Annotated in this window: 16 protein-coding genes and 2 tRNA genes; 3 read left to right on the top strand and 15 right to left on the bottom strand. The window is 72.7% G+C overall.

Annotation, left to right across the window (positions count from 1 at the left end):
- Positions 1 to 10: 10 nt before the first annotated feature.
- The 6 genes from GFH48_RS20940 to GFH48_RS20915 all read right to left on the bottom strand — a co-directional run bounded on the left by GFH48_RS20940 (position 11) and on the right by GFH48_RS20915 (position 5,118).
- On the bottom strand, positions 11 to 1,666 hold the full coding sequence (locus GFH48_RS20940) for a sensor histidine kinase (RefSeq protein ID WP_153289721.1): 1,656 nt from the start codon (positions 1,664 to 1,666) through the stop codon (positions 11 to 13).
- Positions 1,663 to 2,403 carry a response regulator transcription factor gene (locus tag GFH48_RS20935; protein ID WP_194280629.1) on the bottom strand — a complete coding sequence of 247 codons (741 nt, stop codon included), beginning with the start codon at positions 2,401 to 2,403 and terminating at the stop codon, positions 1,663 to 1,665. The genes GFH48_RS20940 and GFH48_RS20935 overlap by 4 nt, the downstream gene beginning before the upstream one ends.
- Before the next feature lie 98 nt (positions 2,404 to 2,501).
- On the bottom strand, positions 2,502 to 3,416 hold the full coding sequence (locus tag GFH48_RS20930) for an amidohydrolase family protein (protein WP_228120765.1): 915 nt from the start codon (positions 3,414 to 3,416) through the stop codon (positions 2,502 to 2,504).
- Positions 3,403 to 3,597 (bottom strand): hypothetical protein, encoded by a 195-nt coding sequence (locus tag GFH48_RS20925; RefSeq protein ID WP_153289718.1) that lies wholly within the window; start codon positions 3,595 to 3,597, stop codon positions 3,403 to 3,405. The genes GFH48_RS20930 and GFH48_RS20925 overlap by 14 nt, the downstream gene beginning before the upstream one ends.
- A 214-nt stretch (positions 3,598 to 3,811) precedes the next feature.
- Entirely contained in the window at positions 3,812 to 4,684 is an 873-nt protein-coding gene (locus tag GFH48_RS20920) for a DUF2797 domain-containing protein (RefSeq protein ID WP_153289717.1), read from the bottom strand.
- Positions 4,685 to 4,746: 62 nt separating this feature from the next.
- Positions 4,747 to 5,118 (bottom strand): VOC family protein, encoded by a 372-nt coding sequence (locus tag GFH48_RS20915; RefSeq protein WP_153289716.1) that lies wholly within the window; start codon positions 5,116 to 5,118, stop codon positions 4,747 to 4,749.
- Between the two features lie 389 nt (positions 5,119 to 5,507).
- Between GFH48_RS20915 and GFH48_RS20910 the strand changes: the two genes are divergently transcribed.
- Entirely contained in the window at positions 5,508 to 8,069 is a 2,562-nt protein-coding gene (locus GFH48_RS20910; protein WP_153289715.1) for a hypothetical protein, read from the top strand.
- A gap of 129 nt (positions 8,070 to 8,198) precedes the next feature.
- Here GFH48_RS20910 and GFH48_RS20905 read toward each other — a convergent pair.
- Together GFH48_RS20905 and GFH48_RS20900 are read right to left on the bottom strand one after the other, a co-directional pair.
- Positions 8,199 to 8,271 (bottom strand) — tRNA-Arg (locus GFH48_RS20905).
- Positions 8,272 to 8,463: 192 nt separating this feature from the next.
- Positions 8,464 to 8,554 (bottom strand) — tRNA-Ser (locus GFH48_RS20900).
- A gap of 373 nt (positions 8,555 to 8,927) precedes the next feature.
- Between GFH48_RS20900 and GFH48_RS20895 the strand changes: the two genes are divergently transcribed.
- Together GFH48_RS20895 and GFH48_RS20890 are read left to right on the top strand one after the other, a co-directional pair.
- Positions 8,928 to 9,428: an SSI family serine proteinase inhibitor gene (locus GFH48_RS20895; RefSeq protein ID WP_228120763.1), complete on the top strand. Its 501-nt coding sequence runs from the start codon at positions 8,928 to 8,930 to the stop codon at positions 9,426 to 9,428.
- A gap of 253 nt (positions 9,429 to 9,681) precedes the next feature.
- Entirely contained in the window at positions 9,682 to 13,935 is a 4,254-nt protein-coding gene (locus GFH48_RS20890) for a PAS domain-containing protein (RefSeq protein WP_153289713.1), read from the top strand.
- Between the two features lie 167 nt (positions 13,936 to 14,102).
- On the opposite strand, the gene GFH48_RS20885 is transcribed toward GFH48_RS20890, so the two are convergent.
- From GFH48_RS20885 to GFH48_RS20855, 7 genes are all read right to left on the bottom strand, one after another.
- On the bottom strand, positions 14,103 to 15,779 hold the full coding sequence (locus GFH48_RS20885; protein ID WP_153289712.1) for a long-chain fatty acid--CoA ligase: 1,677 nt from the start codon (positions 15,777 to 15,779) through the stop codon (positions 14,103 to 14,105).
- A 219-nt stretch (positions 15,780 to 15,998) separates the two neighbouring features.
- Positions 15,999 to 16,562 carry a SigE family RNA polymerase sigma factor gene (locus GFH48_RS20880; protein WP_153289711.1) on the bottom strand — a complete coding sequence of 188 codons (564 nt, stop codon included), beginning with the start codon at positions 16,560 to 16,562 and terminating at the stop codon, positions 15,999 to 16,001.
- A 196-nt stretch (positions 16,563 to 16,758) separates the two neighbouring features.
- Entirely contained in the window at positions 16,759 to 17,949 is a 1,191-nt protein-coding gene (locus tag GFH48_RS20875; protein ID WP_153289710.1) for a lipid-transfer protein, read from the bottom strand.
- On the bottom strand, positions 17,946 to 18,323 hold the full coding sequence (locus GFH48_RS20870) for a MaoC/PaaZ C-terminal domain-containing protein (protein ID WP_228121370.1): 378 nt from the start codon (positions 18,321 to 18,323) through the stop codon (positions 17,946 to 17,948). Before GFH48_RS20870 ends, GFH48_RS20875 begins: the two co-directional genes overlap by 4 nt.
- Positions 18,324 to 18,499: 176 nt before the next feature.
- A complete protein-coding gene (locus tag GFH48_RS20865; RefSeq protein ID WP_153289708.1) occupies positions 18,500 to 19,687 on the bottom strand; it encodes an acyl-CoA dehydrogenase family protein in 1,188 nt (395 codons plus the stop codon).
- A 1-nt stretch (position 19,688) separates the two neighbouring features.
- Entirely contained in the window at positions 19,689 to 20,606 is a 918-nt protein-coding gene (locus GFH48_RS20860) for a bifunctional MaoC family dehydratase N-terminal/OB-fold nucleic acid binding domain-containing protein (protein WP_194280927.1), read from the bottom strand.
- Complete coding sequence (locus tag GFH48_RS20855) at positions 20,603 to 21,766, bottom strand: acyl-CoA dehydrogenase family protein (protein ID WP_153289706.1); 1,164 nt, start codon at positions 21,764 to 21,766, stop codon at positions 20,603 to 20,605. Before GFH48_RS20855 ends, GFH48_RS20860 begins: the two co-directional genes overlap by 4 nt.
- Between the last annotated feature and the right edge of the window lie 63 nt (positions 21,767 to 21,829).

The following is a 21,829-nucleotide window of genomic DNA, read 5'->3' as shown; positions in this document are numbered from 1 at the left end:
ACGACTCTGGTCAGACGCCCTGTTGCACCCATGTGGTGGCGCTGTGCTGTGCCTGTGAGTGCCGTCGCGCCCTTGTTTCCGCGGTGGTCTCCACGATCGGGTCGCCGGGGACCGCGGGCAGGTGCAGGGTGAACACCGTCCGGCCCGGCACGCTGTCGACGGTGACGGCGCCCCCGTGCGCGGAGGCGACGGCCTGCACGATGGCGAGCCCGAGACCGGTCGAACCGGAGGCGCGGGAGCGTGAGGAGTCGCCGCGCGCGAAGCGTTCGAAGACGCGGGGCAGCAGTTCGGGCGGGATGCCGGGCCCGTCGTCCTGGACGTCCACGCACAGCCACGGCCCGTGCCGGTGCACGCGTGCGATGACCGTCGTACCCGGCGGGGTGTGCGTTCTGGCGTTCGCCAACAGGTTGACCATGACTTGTTGCAGACGGGCGGCGTCCGCGAGGACGAGCGCGGGTTCGTCCGGCAGCTCCAGGCGCCAGTCGTGGCCCCGGCCGGCGGCCCGGGCGTCGCTCACCGCGTCGATGACGAGCGGTACGAGGTCGGTGCCGTCGTACTGGAGCGGGCGTCCGGCGTCGAGGCGCGCGAGCAGCAGCAGGTCCTCCACCAGCCCGGTCATCCGGCCGGCCTCGGACTCGATCCGCCCGAGGGCGTGCCGGGTGTCGGGGCCGGTCTCCTCACGTCCGCGTCTGGTCAGCTCGGCGTACCCGCGGATCGACGCCAGCGGTGTGCGCAGCTCATGACTGGCGTCGGCGACGAACTGCCGTACCCGTGTCTCGCTCTGCTGACGGGCGTGCAGCGCGGCGTGGACGTGGTCGAGCATCCGGTTGAGCGCGGCGCCGACCTGGCCGACCTCGGTGTGCGGGTCGGCCTCGGACTCGGGGACGCGTTCGTAGAGGGTGACCTCGCCGGTGTGCAGGGGCAGTTCGGAGACGCGGGTCGCGGTGGAGGCGACCTTGCGCAGGGGGCGCAGGGCCAGTCCGACCAGGACGCTGCCGGCGATGCCCGCCGCGACGAGACCGGCGCCGGTGACACTGACCTCGACGAGGATCAGGGTGTTGATGGTGTTGGTGACGTCCTCGGTGGGGATGGCGACGTAGTAGCTGCCCCTGAGGCCGGTCCGATACGTGACGCGGTACTCACCGAGGCCGGAGATCTCCACGGTGTGCACGCCGGTCTTCGGCACCGAACCGAGCACCGCCCGCTGGGCCGGGGTGAGGTTCTCGGTGAGCATCTGGTACTGGTCGCTGGACGTCTTCTCCTTGGAGAGCACCGCCTCGGTGATCCCGCCGTCGCCGCCCACGAGGGCGCCGATCGTACCCACCGGATTGGGCCCCCGCTGGAGGAAGCCGAAGGTGTCGTCGTCCGGGGCGGAGCCGGCCGTGTTCCTGGCGTTCCCGGTGTTCCTGCCGTTCGCCACGCTCGGAGGGACGCCGTCCGGGTCGCCGCCGCCCGGTTCGAGCGGCCCGGCCGCCCGGCCGGCGGTGTCCTTCAGCTTGCCGTCCAGCTGCTCGTACAGATGCGACCGCAGCGCGAGCGTCGTCACCGTCCCGATCACCGCGCACACCACCGCGATCAGCGTCACCGCGGAGACGACGAGCCGCGTCCGCAGTGTGCGCGGCTGTCGTCCCCGCCCCTGCCTCCGCGGCCGTCGTCGTCCGCTCATGACACCGCGGGCTTGATCAGGTAACCGGCTCCGCGCCGGGTGTGGATCATCGGTTCGCGGCCCGCGTCTATCTTGCGGCGCAGATACGAGATGTAGAGCTCGACGACGTTGGCCTGGCCGCCGAAGTCGTAGGACCACACGCGGTCGAGTATCTGCGCCTTGCTGAGCACACGCCGGGGATTGCGCATGAGGAAACGGAGCAGTTCGAACTCGGTCGCGGTGAGGTGGATGCCGTCCCCGCCGCGGTACACCTCGTGGCTGTCCTCGTCGAGGGTGAGGTCACCGACGACCAGCGTGGAGTCGGAGCGCCGGTCGGCGGCACCGGAGCGGCGGATCAGTCCGCGCAGCCTGGCCACGACCTCCTCCAGGCTGAACGGTTTGGTCACGTAGTCGTCACCGCCGGCCGTCAGACCGGCGATGCGGTCCTCGACGGCGTCCTTGGCGGTGAGGAAGAGGACGGGCACGTCCGGCAGTTCACGGCGCAGCCGCCCCAGGACCGCGAGCCCGTCCATGTCGGGCAGCATCATGTCCAGCACCACGGCGTCGGGCCGGAACTCGCGCGCGCTCTGCACCGCGCCCTGTCCGTCTCCCGCGCTGCGGATCTGCCACCCCTCGTAACGAAGGGCCATGGACAGGAGCTCGGTGATCGACAACTCGTCGTCCACCACCAGGACTCGGACGGGGCTCCCGTCCGGCCTCAGCAGTTCGGTGCGCCCCTGGGGCGAGGTCGTGGTCATAGCGGACACCTTGCTGGGCGCCGCTGAGAGCATCCTTTCGGGGACCTGTGATTTTTCTGAGAAACGCACAGGTGCCTCTCAGGAAACCCCTGGGGAGGTCAGCCGGTTTCCCCGGCGCCTCCGGGCGGGGGCGCGATGCCGAAGAGACGCGCACCGTTCTCGTGGCAGACGGCCCGCAGCCAGTCGTCTCCCAGTCCGAGCCTTTCCAGGGACCGCAGTTGGTGGACGTACGGGTACGGGATGTTCGGGAAGTCGGTGCCGAGGAGCACCCGGTCGCCGAGGTCCGCGAGCCGGGGCAGCAGCCCTGGCGGATACGGCGCGAGCCGCTCGCTGAAGTCCGTGAACGCCATGGTGGTGTCGAGCCGCACCTCGTCGTACCGCTCGGCGAGGCCGAGGAAGTCCTCGTACTCGGGCATCCCCATGTGCGCGAGGACGAGTCGCAGCCGGGGGTGGCGGGCGAGGACGGCCGCGACCGGGCCGGGCCCCGTGTGCTTGCCGGGCGAGGGCCCGGAGCCGCAGTGGATCACCACCGGGATCCCCGCCTCGGCGAGCAACCCCCAGCTCGTGTCGAGCAGTTCGTCACCCGGGTCGTACGCCCCCACCTGGACGTGCGCCTTGAAGACGCGGGCGCCCGCCTCCACCGCCTCGCGTACGTACGTCTCGACGCCCGGCTCCGGGAAGAGGGTGGACGTGTGCAGGCAGTCCGGGGTCCGGCGGGCGAAGTCGACGGCCCAGGAGTTGAGCCACTCGGCCATGCCGGCCTTGTGCGGGTAGAGCATCGCCGTGAAGGCGCGCACCCCGAACCCCCGGATCAGCGCGAGCCGTTCGTCCTCGTCCGCCCGGTAGGTGATGGGCCACTCGACGCCGCCGGTGAGCTCCCCGAGCCCGTCGAAGTAGTCCCACACCTTGCGCAGCACCCGCTCGGGCATGAAGTGCGTGTGGACGTCGACGAGTCCCGGCAGCCCGAGCCGCTCCCAGAACCGTCGCACGTCCTGCGTGTCAGCCGCGTCCACGCCCGGCCTCCTCACCGCGCCGGAACGCGCGACCGCGCTCGACCTCCGCTGCGTGCGGGTCGTACGTCCAGGTCCAGGGCTCGCGACGCCCGTGCTTCCGGGCGGCGGCCGGTGCCGCGGGCCGGCCCGCGGCGGGCGGGACGGCGCGGGCGGCGACAGGTGCGTGGGGTTGATCGCTCATGGCGTCCACGATGGTCGTCGGTGCCCGCACAGGTCCACCCCCTTTCCGAAGAGATCCCCGAGGGACCTCCGGGGACCTCCGGGGGTCCCCGAGGAGTCCCCGAGGGATTCGCGTACGACCAGACGCTGAAGGACCCGGCGCTTCGAAGGTCCCTCGGGGGACCTCCGGGGGGTCCCCCTCTCGCACCGGCGCGTCCGAAGCGGCCGGGCGCCCCTCAGAACAGCCCGTCCTGCACCACCGCGTCCTCTCCTTCGCGGAACTCCCGTACGGGCACGGTGAATCCGTCCGCTCCCGCGGTCAGGTCCCATCCGGTCATGAGCCGGGTGTCGAGCACGACCACTCCCCGCCCGGTCGCCAGATGCAGATCGGGACCGGCGGCGGCGACCAGTTCACCGCTCACCGCGCCGCCTCCGGTCAGCTCGCTCACCGCGCCCACGGCCGCCGCGACCCCGTCCAGCCCGAACACGCCGGCGTGGTCGACGGCACGGAACGGTGTCCGCTCCAAGGAGTCGGGCCAGCCGTCGAGCTCCGCGACCCGCGCGTGCAGCTCCCGGATCTCCTCCAGCCGCCCGGCCGCGTCCGGCAGCGCCGACCGCACCCTTCTCTTGTCGGCGTACCGGATCCGGTCCGGCACCCCGAGCGCGGCGCGCAGCAACTCCTCGGTGCGCCGCGCGGCCATCAGGGGTCCCTCTCCCAGCCAGCTGAAACAGACGGCTCCCTGTTCCAGCAGCCGCGCCGACCCGCGTGCCGACCCGGTGATCCCGACCTTCACCAGACCGGGTCCGAACCAGGCGAGGTACACGCGGTACGGGCGCGGGTCGTCGGCCATCGTGTCGGCGGCCACGGAGTGCGCCCGGTCCAGCCGCGCGCACTCCTCGCAGCGGGCTCCCGTACTCCGCCCCGACACGGCCGCCCGCACGGGGCACACGTTGCCCCGCGCCCCCACACACGTCCGCCCGCCGCCGTCCGCCACGGCGAAGGCGACACGCTTGCCCGAGGACAGCGCGCTCCGCCGTCCGCCGTCCCAGACCAGCACGGGGCCGCCCGCCGACCACCGCAGACCCGAACATCTCCACGTCTGTGCCATCACCCACCAGCGTAGGCGCCGCCACCGACAACGCGCCCGGCCCGCCCGCGGCCCCCGGGCCCTCAGCCGATGAGGGTCTCCTTCGGGCGGACCACGCAGAACTCGTTGCCCTCCGGATCGGCCAGCACGGTCCAGGACTCGTCGCCGCTCTGTCCGACGTCGACTCTGCGGGCGCCCAGTGCGAGGATTCGCTCGATCTCGGCGTCCCGGTCTTCCGCCGCGGACGTCAGATCGAGGTGCAGTCGGTTCTTGACGGCCTTGCGGTCGGTCACCGGCATGAAGCAGATCCCCACCGGGGCCGTCTCGTCCGGCCCGATGACGACCTCACGCTCCCGCTCGGACAGGATCCGCCAGCGCAGCACCCCGGCCCAGAACCGGGCCAGCGCGGGCAGGTCGTGGGCGTCGACGACGATGTGGTGCAGCGAGAGAGGCATGCCGGACAGTGTTCCCCTTCGAGGGCGTGGACGCACCGCAGGCGGTCACCCTCGAACACCGCCGTCGAGGCACAGACCAGAGGCCCCGTGGATTTCACGGGGCCTCTGCTCTGCTGTGCGCTCGGCGGGATTCCGACCTGCAACCTCCCTGTCCGTAGGCGCGGTTCACCCCGGACCGTTAGGGGTCGACCAGGTGAGTTGCCCCGCGGTCGGCATCCGACCGCGGTCCGCCCCGGGCCTGACGACGCCACTCGAACCCCACGACGCGGCAGCACAACCAAAAGGAGAGGTCAGCGGTCTCACGTGGATCCGGCGTTCGCCCGGCGGTTGCCCTGTCAGCGACAGGCGTGGTCGTACGGCTGCCTGTTCACCCTCTCTTCAGGAGCACCATGCGTGTCAAGCAGGTCTCGCTCGCGGCGGCGATATCCGTCGTCGCGGGGCTGACAACCGCCACCGTCGGCCTCACCGGTCCTGTCGCTCGGGCGGACGGCGCCGACGCGGCCGCGCTGCCGCTGTCGCACTACGCCCACATGGTGGTCGACGGCGCTCACCAACACCTCTTCTTCAGCCAGGGCGCCGGCACAACCGGCATCGTGGTGACCGATCTGTCCGGCAACCCCGTCACCACCGTCGACGGTGAGCAGGGCGCCGGCGGCCTCGCGCTGTCCGCCGACGGCAAGACGCTGTACGCGGCCCTGGCCGACGGCGACGCGATCGCCGCCATCGACACGGCGACGCTCACCGAGACCCGCCGCGTCCACACCGGTACCGCCAGCGCCCCGGTCTCTGTCGCCGTCGCCGGGGGCAAAGTCTGGTACGGCTACACGGCCGACGACGGCAAGGGCACCGTCGGCTCGGTGGACCCCTCCGCCGCCGACCCCACGCCGACCCCGCAGCCCGTCATGCCGCACTGGCCGACCGCCCCCCTTCTCAGCACGGGCGGCGGGGTGCTCGCGGTGCAGGACGCCCGGTCCTCCATGACGCACGTCGCCACCTTCGACGTCTCCTCCGGGACCGCCTCCCTCAAGGTCGACATGGGCCTCGGCGGCGCCGCGACGGGCCCCGTCAAGGTCACCGCGGACGGCACGAAACTGCTCGTTCCGCAGTCAGCCTCCGTGTACGTGTACAGCACGGCGGACCTCAGCGCCGCCAAGCCCTACGTCTACTACACCGGCGGCGTCAACTCCTCCCCGGACTCCGTCGCGGTCGACTCCGACGGCACGATCGCCCTCGGCAGCACCGCGGGCTCGGGCGCGGGCGCCTACGTCTACGCGGCCGACCAGATCGCCGAGAACCACGTCGCCTTCCCGGCCGGCACCGTCACCCCCGACGGCCTCGCCTGGGGCGCCGACGGCCGCACGCTCTACGCCGTCACCCAGGACAACGGGTCCTACACCCTCGACGTCCTCGGCGACGCCAAGCTCACGGACACCCAGCTCTCCCTGAACGCCCCGTCGCCGTACGCGATCCCCGCCCAGCAGTTCACGGTGAACGGAACGGTGGGCGGCCACGGCTTCGTGCCGGCCGGCGCCACGCTGAAGGTCACCCGCGACGGCACCGATCTGCCCGACGCCACGGTCGGCGCGGACGGCTCGTTCCGCATCACCGACACCCGCCGGGACGAGGGCACGTACACCTACGAGGTGTCCTACGCCGGCGACGCGACGCACCGGCCCGCGATCACCTCGCTGACGGTGGGCGTGTCCAGGGTCGGAACCTCCATCCCGTACCCGGAGTTCAGCTCGACGGCGCCGCACGAGGTGGCCTTCACCAGCACGGTCGTGACCGACCTGAGCCGCGGCCCCTTCACCCAGGGCGACACCGTCCAGGTGACCCGGACGAACGAGGACACCCACGAGTCGACACAGCTCCCCGCGGCCCCGGTCGACCCGGCCACCGGCCGGTTCACGGTCACCGACGACCCGGGCGCAGCCGGATGGTTCACCTACCGCCTGTCGTTCGGGGGCGACATCACGCACCAGCCGGGCGCGAACGACGTGAGCACCACCGTCTCTCCCTATGCCCCGGCCCTCACGCTGAAGGCCCCCACGACCGCCACGCGCGGCGCCGCGCTGAGCTTCGGCGCCGTGCTGAACGACGGCCCGTACGACAGCGCCGAGACGGTCACCGTGACCCGCACGGACGCGGCGCACACCACGACCCCGGTGACGTGGACGGCCCCCGTGGCCGCCGACGGCACGATCATCGTCAAGGACACCCCGTCCACCGGCGGCGCCAACACCTACACGGTCGGCTACGCGGGCGACACCAGCCACCGGGCAGCCGCCGCCTCCGCGATCGTCCAGGTCTCGCGCGCCACGACGAGCCTGTCCGTGGCCGCCGACGCCTCGACCTACGCGTACGGCGCGACGGCCACCGTCACCACCCACCTGGGCACCACGTACAACGGTCGTACGGTCTCGCTCTACGCCACGCCCGCCGGCGGCAAGAAGGCACTGGTCAAGACGGGCACCGTGGACAGCAAGGGCAACCTGACGGCCACGTACAAGCTCGCCGGCAACACGACGTTCACCGCGTCCTACGCGGGCGACTACCGCTACGCCCCGGCCACGGCCGCCCGATCCGTGAGCGACCAGGTGAAGGTCGCGCAGGCCCTGAGCGGCTCCTACACGACCACCACGTACAGCGGCACCACCTACCGCGTCTACCACCACACGGTGCAGCCGACGGTGACCACGACCGTGTCGCCGAACAAGTCCGGCCAGTGCGTGCACTTCCAGGTTCAGCAGTACTACAGCGGTGCCTGGCACACGCTCAGCACCTCGGGCTGCTTCACGCTCGGCTCCAAGAGCTCCGTGGCGGCGCGGCTGAGCCTCTCCGACGCGGTCAACCAGAAGTTCCGGGTGCGCTCGGAGTACGTCCACAGCTCGAAGGACACCACCAACGTGAGCACGTGGGGCGGCTGGCAGTACCTGACGGTCAGGACATGAGCACCTGAGGCCGCGGGTCCTGAATCGGCCGCATGACAAGTGAGCCGGCCACCAGGAAGGGATCGGCACTTCTGACCGCGCTCATGTCAAAGGCCCCCCGGGATGATCCCGGGGGGCCTTTGATCTGCGTGCACTCGGCAGGATTCGAACCTGCAACCTTCTGATCCGTAGTCAGATGCTCTATCCGTTAAGCTACGAGTGCTTGTTCTGCTGTTGTTCCACTGTCTCGCTTCCGGGCTTTTGACCCGCTCGCGGCGACAGGAAGAACATTACATGACTGCCGCCGCCATGTGAAATCCATTGGCCGCACCGCTTGTGAGCTGGGCAAACGTGCTTCCGCGCGCCGTAACGCCGAAGCCCCGGTCCAGAGGGACCGGGGCTTCGGATCTTGCTGCGGAGGCGGAGGGATTTGAACCCTCGATGGGCTTGAAGGCCCAAACCGCATTAGCAGTGCGGCGCCATAGACCGGACTAGGCGACGCCTCCAGCACTACCGCCCGCGCGAGCGCGAGTGGTGCGTTGCAGATGATGACACAGCCGGGTGGGCTGTCACCAATCGGCTCCTACGGTACTAGGCAGGCGGGCCGCAGAGCAAAGTCCCCCGGGCCCTCGGGGCGTCGCGCAACCGTGCGGGGCGCGGAGCGTTAGTCAGTTCATGTCGCGTCGTTCCGTCCCCGCCCGTCGGCCCTGTCCCGCCGTCCCGATCTCTCCGGCCTCCTCGGCGTCCTCGGCCTCTCCGGCCTCTCCCGCTTCTCCCTCTTCTCTGTCCTCCTGTACCTCTCCCGCCTCTCCCGCCTCTCTGTTCCCTCCCGCCCCTCTCCGCCCTTCCGCCCCTCGGCCTCCCCTCACGTCCCGGCTCGTGCTCGCCGCCGCCGTGTCCGTCTCCGCCGTGCTGTCCGCCGTGCCCGCCGCCGCGCACGCCGACACCGCGGCGGGAGGAGCCCGGCACACGGAGGCCGCGCGCCCGCAGACAGCCCGCACGGGGCCCGCTCCCGCCGTCCTGCTGCCCCCGCCGGTCCGCGCGGAGGACTCGGGGGACCGGCTGAGCGTCACCGTCCGCCACCTGGGAGGCACCGGCGACGGGACGTACGAGCTGCGGTGTCATCCGGCCGGCGGCAGTCACCCCGCCCCGGAGCAGGCGTGCGAGACGCTCGACCGGCGGACGACCTGGGGAAAGGACCCCTTCGCCCCCGTCGCGCCCGGCACGATCTGCACGATGCTCTACGGGGGTCCGGCCACCGCCCATGTGACCGGGACCTGGGCCGGCCGGCCCGTCGACGCCCGCTTCGACCGCGCCGACGGATGCCAGATCGCCCGCTGGGACGCCCTGGTGCCGCTGCTGCCGGACACCGGCGCGTAGGCGCGGGACGGCCACCGCCGGACCTCGCCCGCGTCCGGCGGGGGACATAGCAGGATCATGGTTCGGGGGAGGGCGAAATGCACGGTCACAGGTTCTACGTCTCATCCGCGTCGGTTCTGCGTGCGACCTCCCTCTCATCCGGCACCGCGAGCGGAACCTCTGCCCGTAGACTCCCTCGCGTGACACGCTGCGGGCAGGTTGGCAAGATGGCCCTCGCGGTCGGCAAGGTGCGGTAACAGGGAGGAAGCGTCTCGTGAGCAGCAGGCCATCCCGAGGCGCTGCTCGCCTCGCAGCCATACTGGACGCGCTGCCTGACGCGTTGGTGCTGGTCAACGCCAATGGGACCGTCGTCAACGCCAACACCATCGCCTTGGAGGCCTTCGAGGCCCCGGGCACCGCTCTGGTGGGGCGTGGCCTGCTCGATCTGCTGCCGCAGTTCGACTCGCGGCTGATCCCCGGGTCCATGCGCAGGGCCGACACCATCGACGAGCGCGGGCGGACCAAGCCGACCCGGATGGTCGCGCGGCGGACCGACGGGAGCGAGTTCCCGGTCGAGGTCACCAGCGCGAACCTGGAGAACGGCCAGCAGGCCTACGACAGCCACGGCTACACCGCCGACGAACTGCTCATGCTCGTCGTACGCGATCTGTCCGGCACCGTCGACACGGAGGCCGAACTCGCGCGTTCACAGCGCCAGACCGAGATGATCCTGCGGGCCGCGGCCGAGGGCGTGGTCGGGACGGACACGGACGGGCGGGTCGTCCTGGTCAATCCGGCGGCCGCCCAGATACTCGGATACCGGGCCAGCGACCTCGGCGGACAGGACCTGCACTCGCTCATCCTGCACTCGCGCGCCGACGGTGAGACCTTCGCGTACGAGGAGTCCCCGCTCGCCGACACCCTGCGCTCCGGGCGCAAGCACCGGGTGCGCGGGCAGGTGCTGTGGTCCAAGTCCGGGGACAAGGTGCCGGTCGACCTCACGACCGCTCCGGTCCGCGACGGGGACCAGCTCGTCGGTGCCGTGATGACCTTCACCGACCGCCGGCCGTACGACACCCTGGCCGAGGAGAAGGACACCGAGGCCACCCGGCACACCGAGGAGCTCGCACGGATCGGTGAGGAGCACGCCGGGGAACTCGACGCGCTGCGCGAACGGCACGCGGCCGAGCTGGCCGAGGTGCACGAGCGGCACGAGGAGGAACTCGCCGCGGGCGACGAGCGGTACGCGGCGCTCGGCGAACGCGAGAAGGACCGCTACGAGGCGCTGGCCGCCCGGCACGACCAGCTGCTCGCCGTGCTCGGACAGTCCCTGCGCGGGCCCCTCGACCAGCTGCGCGGCGAGTTGTCGAAGCTCGCCGCCGACGACGCCGGTCAGCTGTGGCCCGAGGCCAACCAGGTCCTGCACCATCTCGCCGCCGGCTATTCGCGGATCACGACGCTGGTCGACAACGTGCTCGGCTACCAGCGGCTGGACTCCGGCGCCGACCGGATCGTCCGTACGAACGTCATGCTCGACGCGGTCGTGGCGGCCGGTGTCGACGGCGCCGTCGAGCTGATCGGGCCCGGGCGCGTGCAGTTCGCCGTGCACGCGCCGCCCATCGAGGCCGAGGTCGACGCCGGGCTGCTGGCGAGGGCCCTCGCGCATCTCGTCGCGGACGTCGCGGGCGTCGACGCGACCGGTAACACGCCCGTGTCCGCGGGCGGCTACATGGACAACACCGTCGTGGTCGCGGCGGCACAGCGCGGCGAGGTCGTACGCATCGAGGTGCGCGGGCCGTACGCCGGGGGAGACCCGGTGCACGAGCCGATCGTGCGCGGGATCGTGCGCGCGCACGGCGGTGTGCTGCAGACCCACGAGGTACCCGGCATGAGCGGCAGCGCGTTCGTGCTGGAGGTGCCGATCGGAACCGGCGCCGGGGCGGTCGTGCCCCCCGTCACGGCCATGCCGCAGATCGAGGCCCCGGCCTCCACCGGCGCCGAGGTCGCGCTGCCCGAGCAGGCCTCGCACCAGGGCGGTGGCAGGCGGCGGGCCCGGCGGTCCTCCGTGGACGCCTTCCTGGAGAGCGAGGTCGCCGCAGCGGAGCCGGTGGCGCCGGAGAACGGCGCGGTCGCTCCCACCGGACGGCGCCGCCGGCGCGCGGCCGGCGAGCAGGACGCCGTCGAGGTGTCCGTGCCCGCGCAGGGATCCGGCGCCGAGCTCTCCGGTGACGACGGTTCCGGTGGTACCGGCCGGCGGCGCGGGCGGCCGAGCGCCGTCGAGGACGCGGGCGACGCCGGAACCGAGTCCGTCTCCGAGGGCGCGGTCGTCCTGGCGGGCGAGCACGGCGCCGGGACCGCGGCCGCGGGTACGGGACTGGGCGGGACGGTGCCCCCGCAGGGAGTGCCCGTACCGGCCGGCTCCTCCGGGCCGTCCGGGCGGCGGGCCGGGCACGACGGCGAACAGCACGCGCTGCCGCCCGCGCTGCCCATGGCCGCCGGCGCCCCGAACATCCCGAACCGTCCGGGCACCCCGAACACTCCGGGCGCGCAGGTCGCGACGAGTGCGCAGGGCGCGCCAGGCGCACAGGGCGACCCTGGCGACCAGGGGCTTCGCGAGGCCGGCGGGTCGGCCGAGGGCTCCGGTACGCCGGCCGGCGGCCGGCGCCGGCGCGCGCTGGCCGCGGCGGCCGAACGCGCCACGGCGGCCCAGGAGACCGGCGCGCGGCCCGTGTTCGCGCTCCCGCCCGCGGACGCGGACCGCTCACCCGAGTACATCCAGGCCCAGCGGGCGCAGCAGGCCCAACTCGCCCAGCAGCGGCTCCTGGAGCAGGGCGGCGACGCGGGGCACGACCACGGCGGCGAAGGCCGTCACGACGTGATGTCCGTCGGCCGGGCCGACGAGCACACCCCGCCGCAGCCGCACCCCGCTGCCGCGCCGTCGGGTCGGCGCCACGCACAGCAGGCACCGGCTCCGGCCCGGCCTGGCACGGTCGCGCCGGGTGCGATCCCGCCGGCCCAGGTGCAGCCGCCCCAGGTCCAGGTGCCCCAGGTCCAGGTGCCCCAGATGCAGCCGCCCCGAGTCCAGCCTCCCCAGGTGCAGTCGGCGCCGGTCCAGCACGGTGCCCTCCCGCCGGGTGCCGTCCCGTCCGGTCCGGCGGGAGTGCCCGCGCAGGGCCGGTCCGCCGGCGCCGCCGCGCCCGCGGCCCCGCAGGCCTGGCCGGCCCCGAACGCCGAGGACACCTCCGGTGCCGGGACGCCCGCCGCCGTACCTCCCCGCCCGCAACCGGAGAGCCCCGCCGCGGGCACCCCCCTCCCGCCGGAGCTGCCCGCGCAGTCCCCGCTGCGGCCCCAGCCACAGGCGCAGGCGCGGATCGCCCAGCCGCTGCCCGCCGAGGCCGCCGCGCCCGTCGACCCCAACTCGACGCAGGGCCGGGCGATCAGCGTGCGGACGCTCGGGCAGGGTGTCCCGTTCGCCCGCCAGGCCGGCGCGAACGGATCCCAGGCGCCGGCGCAGACGCAGTCCGCCACGCCTCCCCCGCACCAGCCGAACGGCTCCGGCCGCCGCCGCAAGCTCGGTACGCCCCCGGAGCCCGTCGTCGAGCGCCCGGAGACCGCGGCCCGCGCCCACCCGACGGCCGGTCGAGCCCCCGGGACCCGGCCGGCCGGTGCCACCGACGGCGCCGGACGTTCGTACGCCATAGGAGCCCCGGACAAGAACGCCGACGAGGGCCCCGAGCCGCTGGACGGCCCCGGCGGCGCGGTCGAGGTCGCCGACCAGCCGCACCCGCGGCCCGTGGACGACGAGCTGCCGCCCGAGCCGCTGGACAACCCGCGTCGGCTGCTCGTGTGGCCCGCTCCGGACGTGACGACCCAGCAGGCGCTGAGCGACCGCGGATACCGTCCCGTCATCGTGCACTCGCGCGAGGAGGTCGACGCACAGATCGCCGCGTTCCCGGCCGCGCTCTTCGTCGACCCGCTGACCGGTCCGATCACCCGCACGGCGCTCCAGTCACTGCGCCAGGCCGCCGTCGCCGCCGAGGTGCCGGTCCTGGTGACGGCGGGACTCGGGCAGGCGACACGCGAGGCGGCGTACGGCGCCGATCCCGCCGTGCTCCTGAAGGCGCTGGCGCCCCGCGACTCCGAGCAGCACCCGCCGCGGGTGCTGCTCATCGAGGAGCACGCGGAGATCGCGCTGGCGCTGACCTCGACCCTGGAGCGGCGTGGCATGCAGGTCGCGCGGGCGTCCACGGACGCGGACGCGGTGACGCTGGCCTCGCAACTGCGGCCGAACCTGGTCGTGATGGATCTGATGCAGGTACGGCGCCGACATGCCGGAATCGTCGACTGGCTGCGGGCGAACGGGCAGTTGAACCGCACTCCGCTCGTCGTCTACACCGCCGCCGTCGACCCGGCCGAACTGCCGCGGCTCGCCGCGGGGGAGACGGTGCTGTTCCTCGCCGAACGTTCGACCAGCGTCGAGGTGCAGGACCGGATCGTCGACCTGCTGGCCCGGATCGGCACCAACTAGGCTCCGCGCGCGGTCTTTTCGGTGGCCTCGGGCTCGGGCTCCACGGGCCGGGGCCCGGGGTCCGAGGTCCAGGGCCCGGGGTCCGGAGTACGTACGGTGACGGCCTGCGCGTGTGCCGGGCGGCCGGTCGTGGGACCGTCCGCCCGGTGTGGGGTGGGTGGGGTGGGTCAGAGTCGGGTGATGTCGAGTTCGCCTTGTGCGTACTGCCTGCGCAGGACTTTCTTGTCGAATTTGCCGACGCTCGTCTTGGGGACCGCGCCGATGATCGTCCAGCGTTCGGGGAGCTGCCACCGGGCGATCCTGGCCTCGGTGGCGAGGAAGGCGCGCAAGGCCGCGAAGTCGGTGGTGGAGCCTTCCTTGAGGACGACGGTGGCCAGGGGGCGTTCGCCCCACTTGTCGTCGGGGACGGCGACGACGGCGGCTTCGGTGACGTCCGGGTGGGACATCAGGGCGTTCTCCAGGTCGACGGAGGAGATCCATTCACCGCCGGACTTGATGACGTCCTTGGCGCGGTCGGTGAGGGTCAGATAGCCGTCGGGGCTGATGGTGCCGACGTCGCCGGTCTTCAGCCAGCCGTCGGGGCTGAACTTGTCGGCGGGCCGCAGGTGTTCACCGTCCTGGCCGCCGTAGTAGGCACCGGCGATCCAGGGTCCGCGGACCTCGAGTTCGCCCGCGGACTCGCCGTCCCAGGGCAGGCGTTCCCCGCCGGGTCCGGTGAGGCGGGCCTCGACACCGGCGGGGAAGCGGCCCTGGGTGAGGCGGTAGGCGAACTCCCGCCCGGTGCCCACCGCGTCGGCCGGCGGGCGGGCGACGGTGCCCAGCGGGGACGTCTCGGTCATGCCCCAGGCGTGGCAGACCCGCATCCCGAGCCGGTCGAAGGCCTCCATGAGCGAGGGCGGGCAGGCCGAGCCGCCGATGGTGACCTGGGTCAGGCTGGAGACGTCCCGGGGCCTGGCGTGCAGTTCGCCCAGCAGGCCCTGCCAGATGGTGGGGACCGCCGCGGCGTGGGTGGGACGCTGCGACTCGATCATCTCGGCGAGCGGGGCCGGCTGCAGGAACCGGTCCGGCATGAGGAGGTTGACGCCGGTCATGAACGTGGCGTGGGGCAGGCCCCAGGCGTTGACGTGGAACTGCGGGACGACGACGAGTGAGGTGTCCTGGTCGGTGAGGCCCATCGACTGGGTCATGTTGACCTGCATGGAGTGCAGGTAGATCGAGCGGTGGGAGTAGACGACGCCCTTGGGGTCGCCGGTGGTGCCGGAGGTGTAGCACATGGCCGCGGCGGTGCGTTCGTCCAGCTCGGGCCAGTCGTAGGTGCTCGGCCGGTCCGCGAGGAGTTCCTCGTACTCGTGGACGCGCACGCCGGCCGCGGCGAGCAGCGTGCGGTCGCCCGGCCCGGACACGACGACGTGCTCCACCGTCGGCAGCTGCGCGAGCAGCGGCGCGAGCAGCGGGAGCAGGGAACCGTTGGCGATGATCACGCGGTCGGCGGCGTGCCGGACGATGAACACCAGCTGCTCGGCGGGCAGCCGCAGGTTGAGGGTGTGCAGGACCGCGCCCATGGACGGGATCGCGAAGTACGCCTCGACATGCTCGGCGTTGTTCCACATCAACGTGGCGACCCGCTCACCGTCCGCGACGCCGAGCTCCTCGCGCAACGCGTGCGCCAGCCGGCCCGCACGGGCACCGATCCCGGCGAAGGAACGACGCTGCGGCTCCCCCTCACCCGTCCAGGTGATCACCTGCGAAGTGCCGTGGACCGCCGACCCGTGAGTCAGGATCCTCGAGATCAGCAGCGGTACGTCCTGCATCGTGCTCAGCACGGCGTCCTCCCGGGGCGACATTGCCTACGCGGTAGTGGGGGTTGCGCTGATTCTGCGCACATACCGCGCGGTATGTCACTAGGTCCGGGTGATCGATCAAGTCACAGGGGCCGGACCGCGGCCGTCGCGCTCCACGGAGCGAACTCCGGAGCGGCTGCCGGAGCGGCTGCCGGGGCGACCGGCTGGACGAACGCCGGCACGAACGCGGAGGGGATCACGGGACCCCGGCCCGCGGTTCGGTCAGCGGACGGGGTCCAGCTCGGGGTCCTCACGCAGCTTGCCCAGCGCCCGCGACACGGCCGACTTCACCGTCCCGATGGAGACGCCGAGCACCTCCGCGGTCTGCGCCTCGCTCAGGTCCTCGTAGTACCGCAGGACGACCATGGCCCGCTGCCGCGCGGGCAGCTTCATGATCGCGCGCCACATCGCGTCGCGCAGCGCCTGCTGCTCCGCGGGGTCCCCGACCGGCACCCCCTCGGGCTCCGGCGGTTCGTCGCACACGAACTCGTCGACCTTGCGCTTGCGCCACTGCGAGGTCCGCGTGTTCAGCAACGCCCGCCGTACGTAACCGTCGAGCGCCCGGTGGTCCTCGATCCGCTCCCACGCGACATACGTCTTGGCCAGCGCGGTCTGCAGCAGATCCTCCGCGTCGCTCGGATTGGCGGTCAGCGACCGGGCGGTACGCAGCAGCACCGGCTGACGCGCCTTCATGTACGACGCGAACGACGGATAGGACGGGTACGACGCGTACGGGACGGTCCGCGTCGCGACGTTCGCACCGCTGGTGCAGACGGGTGTGGTCATGCCTCCACGCTAGGAGTGACCCCTGTTCCTCCAAATCGGCCGCAGGTCCCGAAGCGGTGTCCCCCTCAGGTTGTAGGGAGGGGGCCCGCCCCACCTCCTGAGGGTGGACGAGCGGCGCCCGCCCCCTGAGGGTTCACCCCTGAGAGACCCGTACGACGGTGGTACGGCGGCCTCCACAGCGGCCCCCGGGGTGTCCTCACGAGGCCCCGCGCGCCCGTTCTTCCCCGTCCGTACCCAGGATCAGCCCCGAGGTGGGAACTCCGGTCCCCGCGGTGACCAGGGTGCGGCGGGCGCCCGGTATTTGGTTCACGGACGTGCCGCGCAGCTGCCGTACGGCCTCCGCCACTCCGTTCATCCCGTGCAGATACGCCTCTCCGAGCTGCCCTCCGTGAGTGTTCAGCGGCAGGCTCTCCGCGGCGACGAAGTCCGTGCCCTCCCCCGGTCCGCAGAACCCGAACTCCTCCAGCTGCATCAGCACGAACGGCGTGAAGTGGTCGTACAGGATCGCCACGTCGATGTCCGCGGGGGTCAGCCCCGAGGTCCGCCACAGCTGCCGCGCCACCACCCCCATCTCCGGCAGCCCGGTCAGATCGTCCCGGTAGAAGCTCGTCATCTGCTCCTGCGCCCGGCCGGCACCCTGGGCGGCCGCCGTGATCACCGCGGGCGGGCGTGGCAGATCCCGGGCCCGCTCCACCGAGGTGACGACCAGCGCCTGGCCGCCGTCCGTCTCCTGGCAGCAGTCCAGCAGTCTCAGCGGCTCCACGATCCACCGCGACGCGGCGTGGTCGGCGAGCGTGATCGGTCTGCCGTGGAAGTACGCCGCCGGGTTCGTCGCCGCGTACTTCCGGTCCACCACCGCGACCGGGCCGAAGGCGTCCGGCGTCAGCCCGTACCTGTGCAGATACCGCTGGGCCGCCATCGCCACCCAGGAGGCGGGGGTGAGCAGCCCGAACGGGAGGGCCCAGCCGAGCGCCACCCCCTCCGCCGACGGCTCCCGCCGCTGCACCCCGGTGCCGAACCGCCGTCCCGACCGCTCGTTGAACGCCCGGTAGCAGACGACCACTTCGGCCGCGCCCGCCGCCACCGCGAGCGCCGCCTGCTGGACGGTCGCGCAGGCCGCCCCGCCCCCGTAGTGGACCCGCGAGAAGAAGGACAGTTCGCCGATCCCGGCCGCCTGGGCGACGGTGATCTCCGGGCTGGTGTCCATCGTGAACGTCACCATCCCGTCCACGTCCCCGGGCGTCAGGCCCGCGTCGTCGAGCGCCGCCCGCACCGCCTCCACGGCGAGCCGCAGCTCACTGCGCCCGGAGTCCTTGGAGAACTCCGTGGCTCCTATCCCGACGATCGCGGCCCGTCCGCCGAGGCGGTCCCTGGTCCGTACGCTCATCCGGCACCTCCGGCGGGGAGGGTGACCGTCACCGTCGCCGTCACATGTCTGCCGACGCCGTTCGCCCCGACGACCCGGACCGTCGCCGTGTCGCCCGAGACCTCCTCGACCGTGCCGGTCAACACCATGGTGTCGCCCGGGTGGTTGGGCGCCCCGAGCCGTACGGCGACCTTGCGCAGGACGGCGTGCGGTCCGAAGTGGTCCGTGATGTACCTGCCGACCAGGCCGTTGGTGGTCAGGATGTTCATGAAGATGTCGGGAGATCCCTTCCGCCGCGCCAGCTCCGGATCGTGGTGCACGTCCTGGTAGTCCCGCGAGGCGATGGCGCCGGCCACGATCAGCGTGCGCGTGATGCCGATCTCCAGCGGCGGCAGTCGGTCACCGGCCTTCGCCGGCGCCGGGGAACCACCGGGCTCCGTCCCCGGCGGACGGTCACCGAGCCCCTTCGGCACCGGATCGCCACCGCGTTCGACCGGCGGCGGATCTCCACCGCGTTCCACCGGCACCGGATGGCCGGTGTGTTCCGTCCTCGGCACGTCCTCGTCGGCCGTCATGTCCCTCCCTCGCCGCTCACGAGCAACTCCCCGAGTTCCTGGAGCACTTCGTCCCCGCAGCCCAGGTACGCGTCGAGCTGCCGGCCCCACAGGAAGTGCCGGTGCACGGGGTGCTCCAGATCGGCCCCGGTCCCCCCGTGCAGATGCTGGCCCGTGTGCACGACCCGTCGCCCCGCCTCGGACGCCCACCAGGCCGCGGTCAGGGCGTGCGTCACGTAGGGCAGCCCCTCGTCACGCCGCCAGGCCGCCTCGTACGCCGTCACCCGGATCGCCTCGGTGTCCATGTACGCGTCGGCCGCCCTGAGCTGCACCGCCTGGTTGGTGGCGAGCGGGCGTCCGAACTGCTCGCGTGTGTTGGTGTGCTCCACCGCGCGCGCCAGCGACCCCGCGCAGACACCGGCCTGCAGCCCGGCGAACGCGGTCCGGGCGGTGGCGAGCACGTCCGCGTGGACGCCCTCGGCGTACCCGGCCGACAGCGCCTCGGGCACGGCCGCGGAGGGGCTGGACACGGGGACGCCTGGCACGGGCACGGAGGCACCGGACACGGGTACGTCAGGCACGGCCGGAGACACTCCGTCGTCCCGCTCCCGCACCGTCCCTCCGCCCGCCGCCGCTCCGCCCAGCCGCTCGCCCGGCGTCGCGTCGAGGGTGAGCCGTCCCGCCGACCAGGGTGCCGTCAGCTCGACCGGCTCGCACCGCGCGTCGACGGTCCGCACCAGCCACAGCCGGCGCCGGTCGTCGGCGACGAGCACATGGCTGGCGTCCCGCAGCCACGGCACCGCCGGGACGACACCGCTCAACCGCCCCGCGGCCGTCGCGCGGACCGGCGACGGCGGGGAGACCGCGCCGCACACCACCACCGTCCCGTCCCCGATCCCGGGCAGCAGCCGCTCCCGCTGCTCCGGCGAACCGTGCGTCGCCACCGGCAGCAGCCCGTACACGCAGCTCGCCGCGAACGGCACCTGAGCGGTGGTCCGTCCCTGCTCCTCCAGGAGGAGCACCAGGCCGAGGAGCCCGGTCTCCGCCACGGCCGCGATCAGCCCGGCCGCGCACAGTGCCTTCCACAGCTCGGCGTCACCACCGGTCCCGGCCGCGGAGAGCCGCTCGTGCGTGGCGAGGTCCCCGAAGACGCGGGCGGCCAGGTCGCGGGCCGCCGCCTGCTCCTCGGTCGGCGTGAAGTCCATGTCAGTGCCCACCCCCCTCGGTGCCGTCCCCGGCCCGGAAGACCGGCAGGACCAACTCCTCGTCGTACCGCTCGAACTCCAGCCGCACCGGCATCCCGATCCGCACCTTGTCGTACGGCACCCCCGTCACGTTGCTCACGATCCGCACGCCCTCGGACAGCTCGATCAGGCCGACCGCGTAGGGAGGGTCGAAGGCCGGGAAGGGCGGGTGGTGCATGACGACGTACGAATAGACGGTCCCCTCACCGCTCGCCGCGACCGTGTCCCACTCCAGGCAGCCGCAGGCACCGCATCCCGGCAGCCAGGGAAGGCGCGGCGTCCCGCAGCCGGCGCACCGCTGGATCAGCAGCCGGTGCGCGGCCACGCCTTCCCAGAACCCGGCGTTGTCCCGGTTGACGACCGGCCGCGGCCTGGCGCTTGCCCGTCCGGCCGCCGCGGGGGCGTACTTGAGGATCCGGAAGCGGTGGGTGCCCACCAGTTCGCCGGCCGACCGCACCTCCATCCGGGTCGTGACGAAGTGGCCGCTGCCGAGCCGGGTCGTCTTGCGCTCGGAGACCGATTCGATGACGGTGTCGTAGGTGATCTCGTCCCCGGGACGCAGCGGACGCAGGTACTCCTGTTCGCAGTCGGTGGCGACCACCGAGGTGCACCCGGCTTCGTCGAGCAGCCCGAGCAGATCGTCGAACGGGCCGGCACGCCTCACCTGTCCGGAGAGGCCCCCCATCGTCCACGCCTGGAGCATCGTGGGCGGCGCGATGGCGTCGGGTCCCGTGTACGCGGGACAGGTGTCGCCCATCGCCTCGCACCAGTGCCGGATCATCGGCAGGTTGACCGGGTCCCTGCCGACGGCCGCGACGGTGGCCGTCCGGCCCTCGTACGTCTTCAGCCGTGCCGTCCACCCGGCCGGTCCGGCGCTCACCGCCGCCCCCTCGTCATCCCCAGCCGCATGGTCGCCACGATCTCCCGCTGCACCTCGCTCACCCCGCCCCCGAACGTGTTGATCTGCGCCGCCCTGTTCATCCGCTCCAGCTCGCCGTCCCCGAACGCCCCCGGCGAACCGGAACGCACCAGCGCGTCGAAGCCCACGATGTGCTGACATATGCGATACGTCTCGACGGCCGATTCCGTTCCCGCGACCTTCACGCCGCTGGCGTCGCCGGGTGCCGGGCCACCGGCCCCCACCTCCGCCACCAGACGCCAGTTGAGCAGGCGTGATGCCGCCAGCCGCGCATGCGCCTCGGCCAGCCGGGCACGCACCCAGGGCTCGTCGGCGCGGCGCCTGCCCGTCACCGGATCGGGTGTGCGTGCCGCTTCCAGCGCGGCCGCGCAGAAGTCCTCGGCCTGCATGCCGATCGCGGCGAGGGCGACGCGTTCGTGGTTGAGCTGGTCGGTGATCAGCTTCCAGCCGGCGTTCTCCTCGCCGACGAGACGGGAGACGGGGACGCGGATGCCGTCGTAGTACGTGGCCGTGGTGGTCAGACCGCCGACCGTCCCGATCGGTGTCCAGGAGAACCCGGGGGCGTCGGTGGGGACGAGAAGGATGGAGATGCCCCGGTGCCGGGGGGCATGGGGGTCGGTGCGGCAGGCGAGCCAGATCCAGTCGGCGTGCTGGGCGTTGGAGGTGAAGATCTTCTGCCCGTGGACCAGGAAGTCCGTGCCGTCCCGCTCGGCGCGGGTACGCAGCGCGGCCAGGTCCGTGCCCGCCGAGGGTTCCGAGTAGCCGACCGCGAAAACGGCGTCTCCGCTCAGGATGCGCGGCAGAAAGTACTCCTTCTGCTCCTCGCTGCCGTACTTGATGAGCGTCGGACCGACGGTGTTCAGCGTGACCATCGACACCGGCGCCCCGGCCCGGTACGCCTCGTCGAAGAACACGAACTGCTCGTCCGGGCCGCGCCCTTGTCCCCCGTACGCGGTCGGCCAGCCGATTCCGAGCAGTCCGTCGGCACCGATGCGGCGCAGCAACGCGCGCTGCCGGCCGGGCTCGTGGGCGGGCGGGGGCCCGTCGGGCATGAGGTCCCGGAAGTACGCGCGCAGTTCGGCGCGCAGCCGTCGCTGGCGCTCGGTGGGGGCGAGGTGCACGGCGACGGCCCTCCCGGACCTCGTACGGACAGGGGTTTCTGACTGTCCGTCAGATCGAGAGTG

The organism is Streptomyces fagopyri, from assembly GCF_009498275.1.
Classification (GTDB): Bacteria; Actinomycetota; Actinomycetes; order Streptomycetales; family Streptomycetaceae; genus Streptomyces; species Streptomyces fagopyri.
The sequence above is the reverse complement of the archived record's forward strand: the minus strand, read 5'-3'. Positions and strand labels throughout refer to the sequence as shown.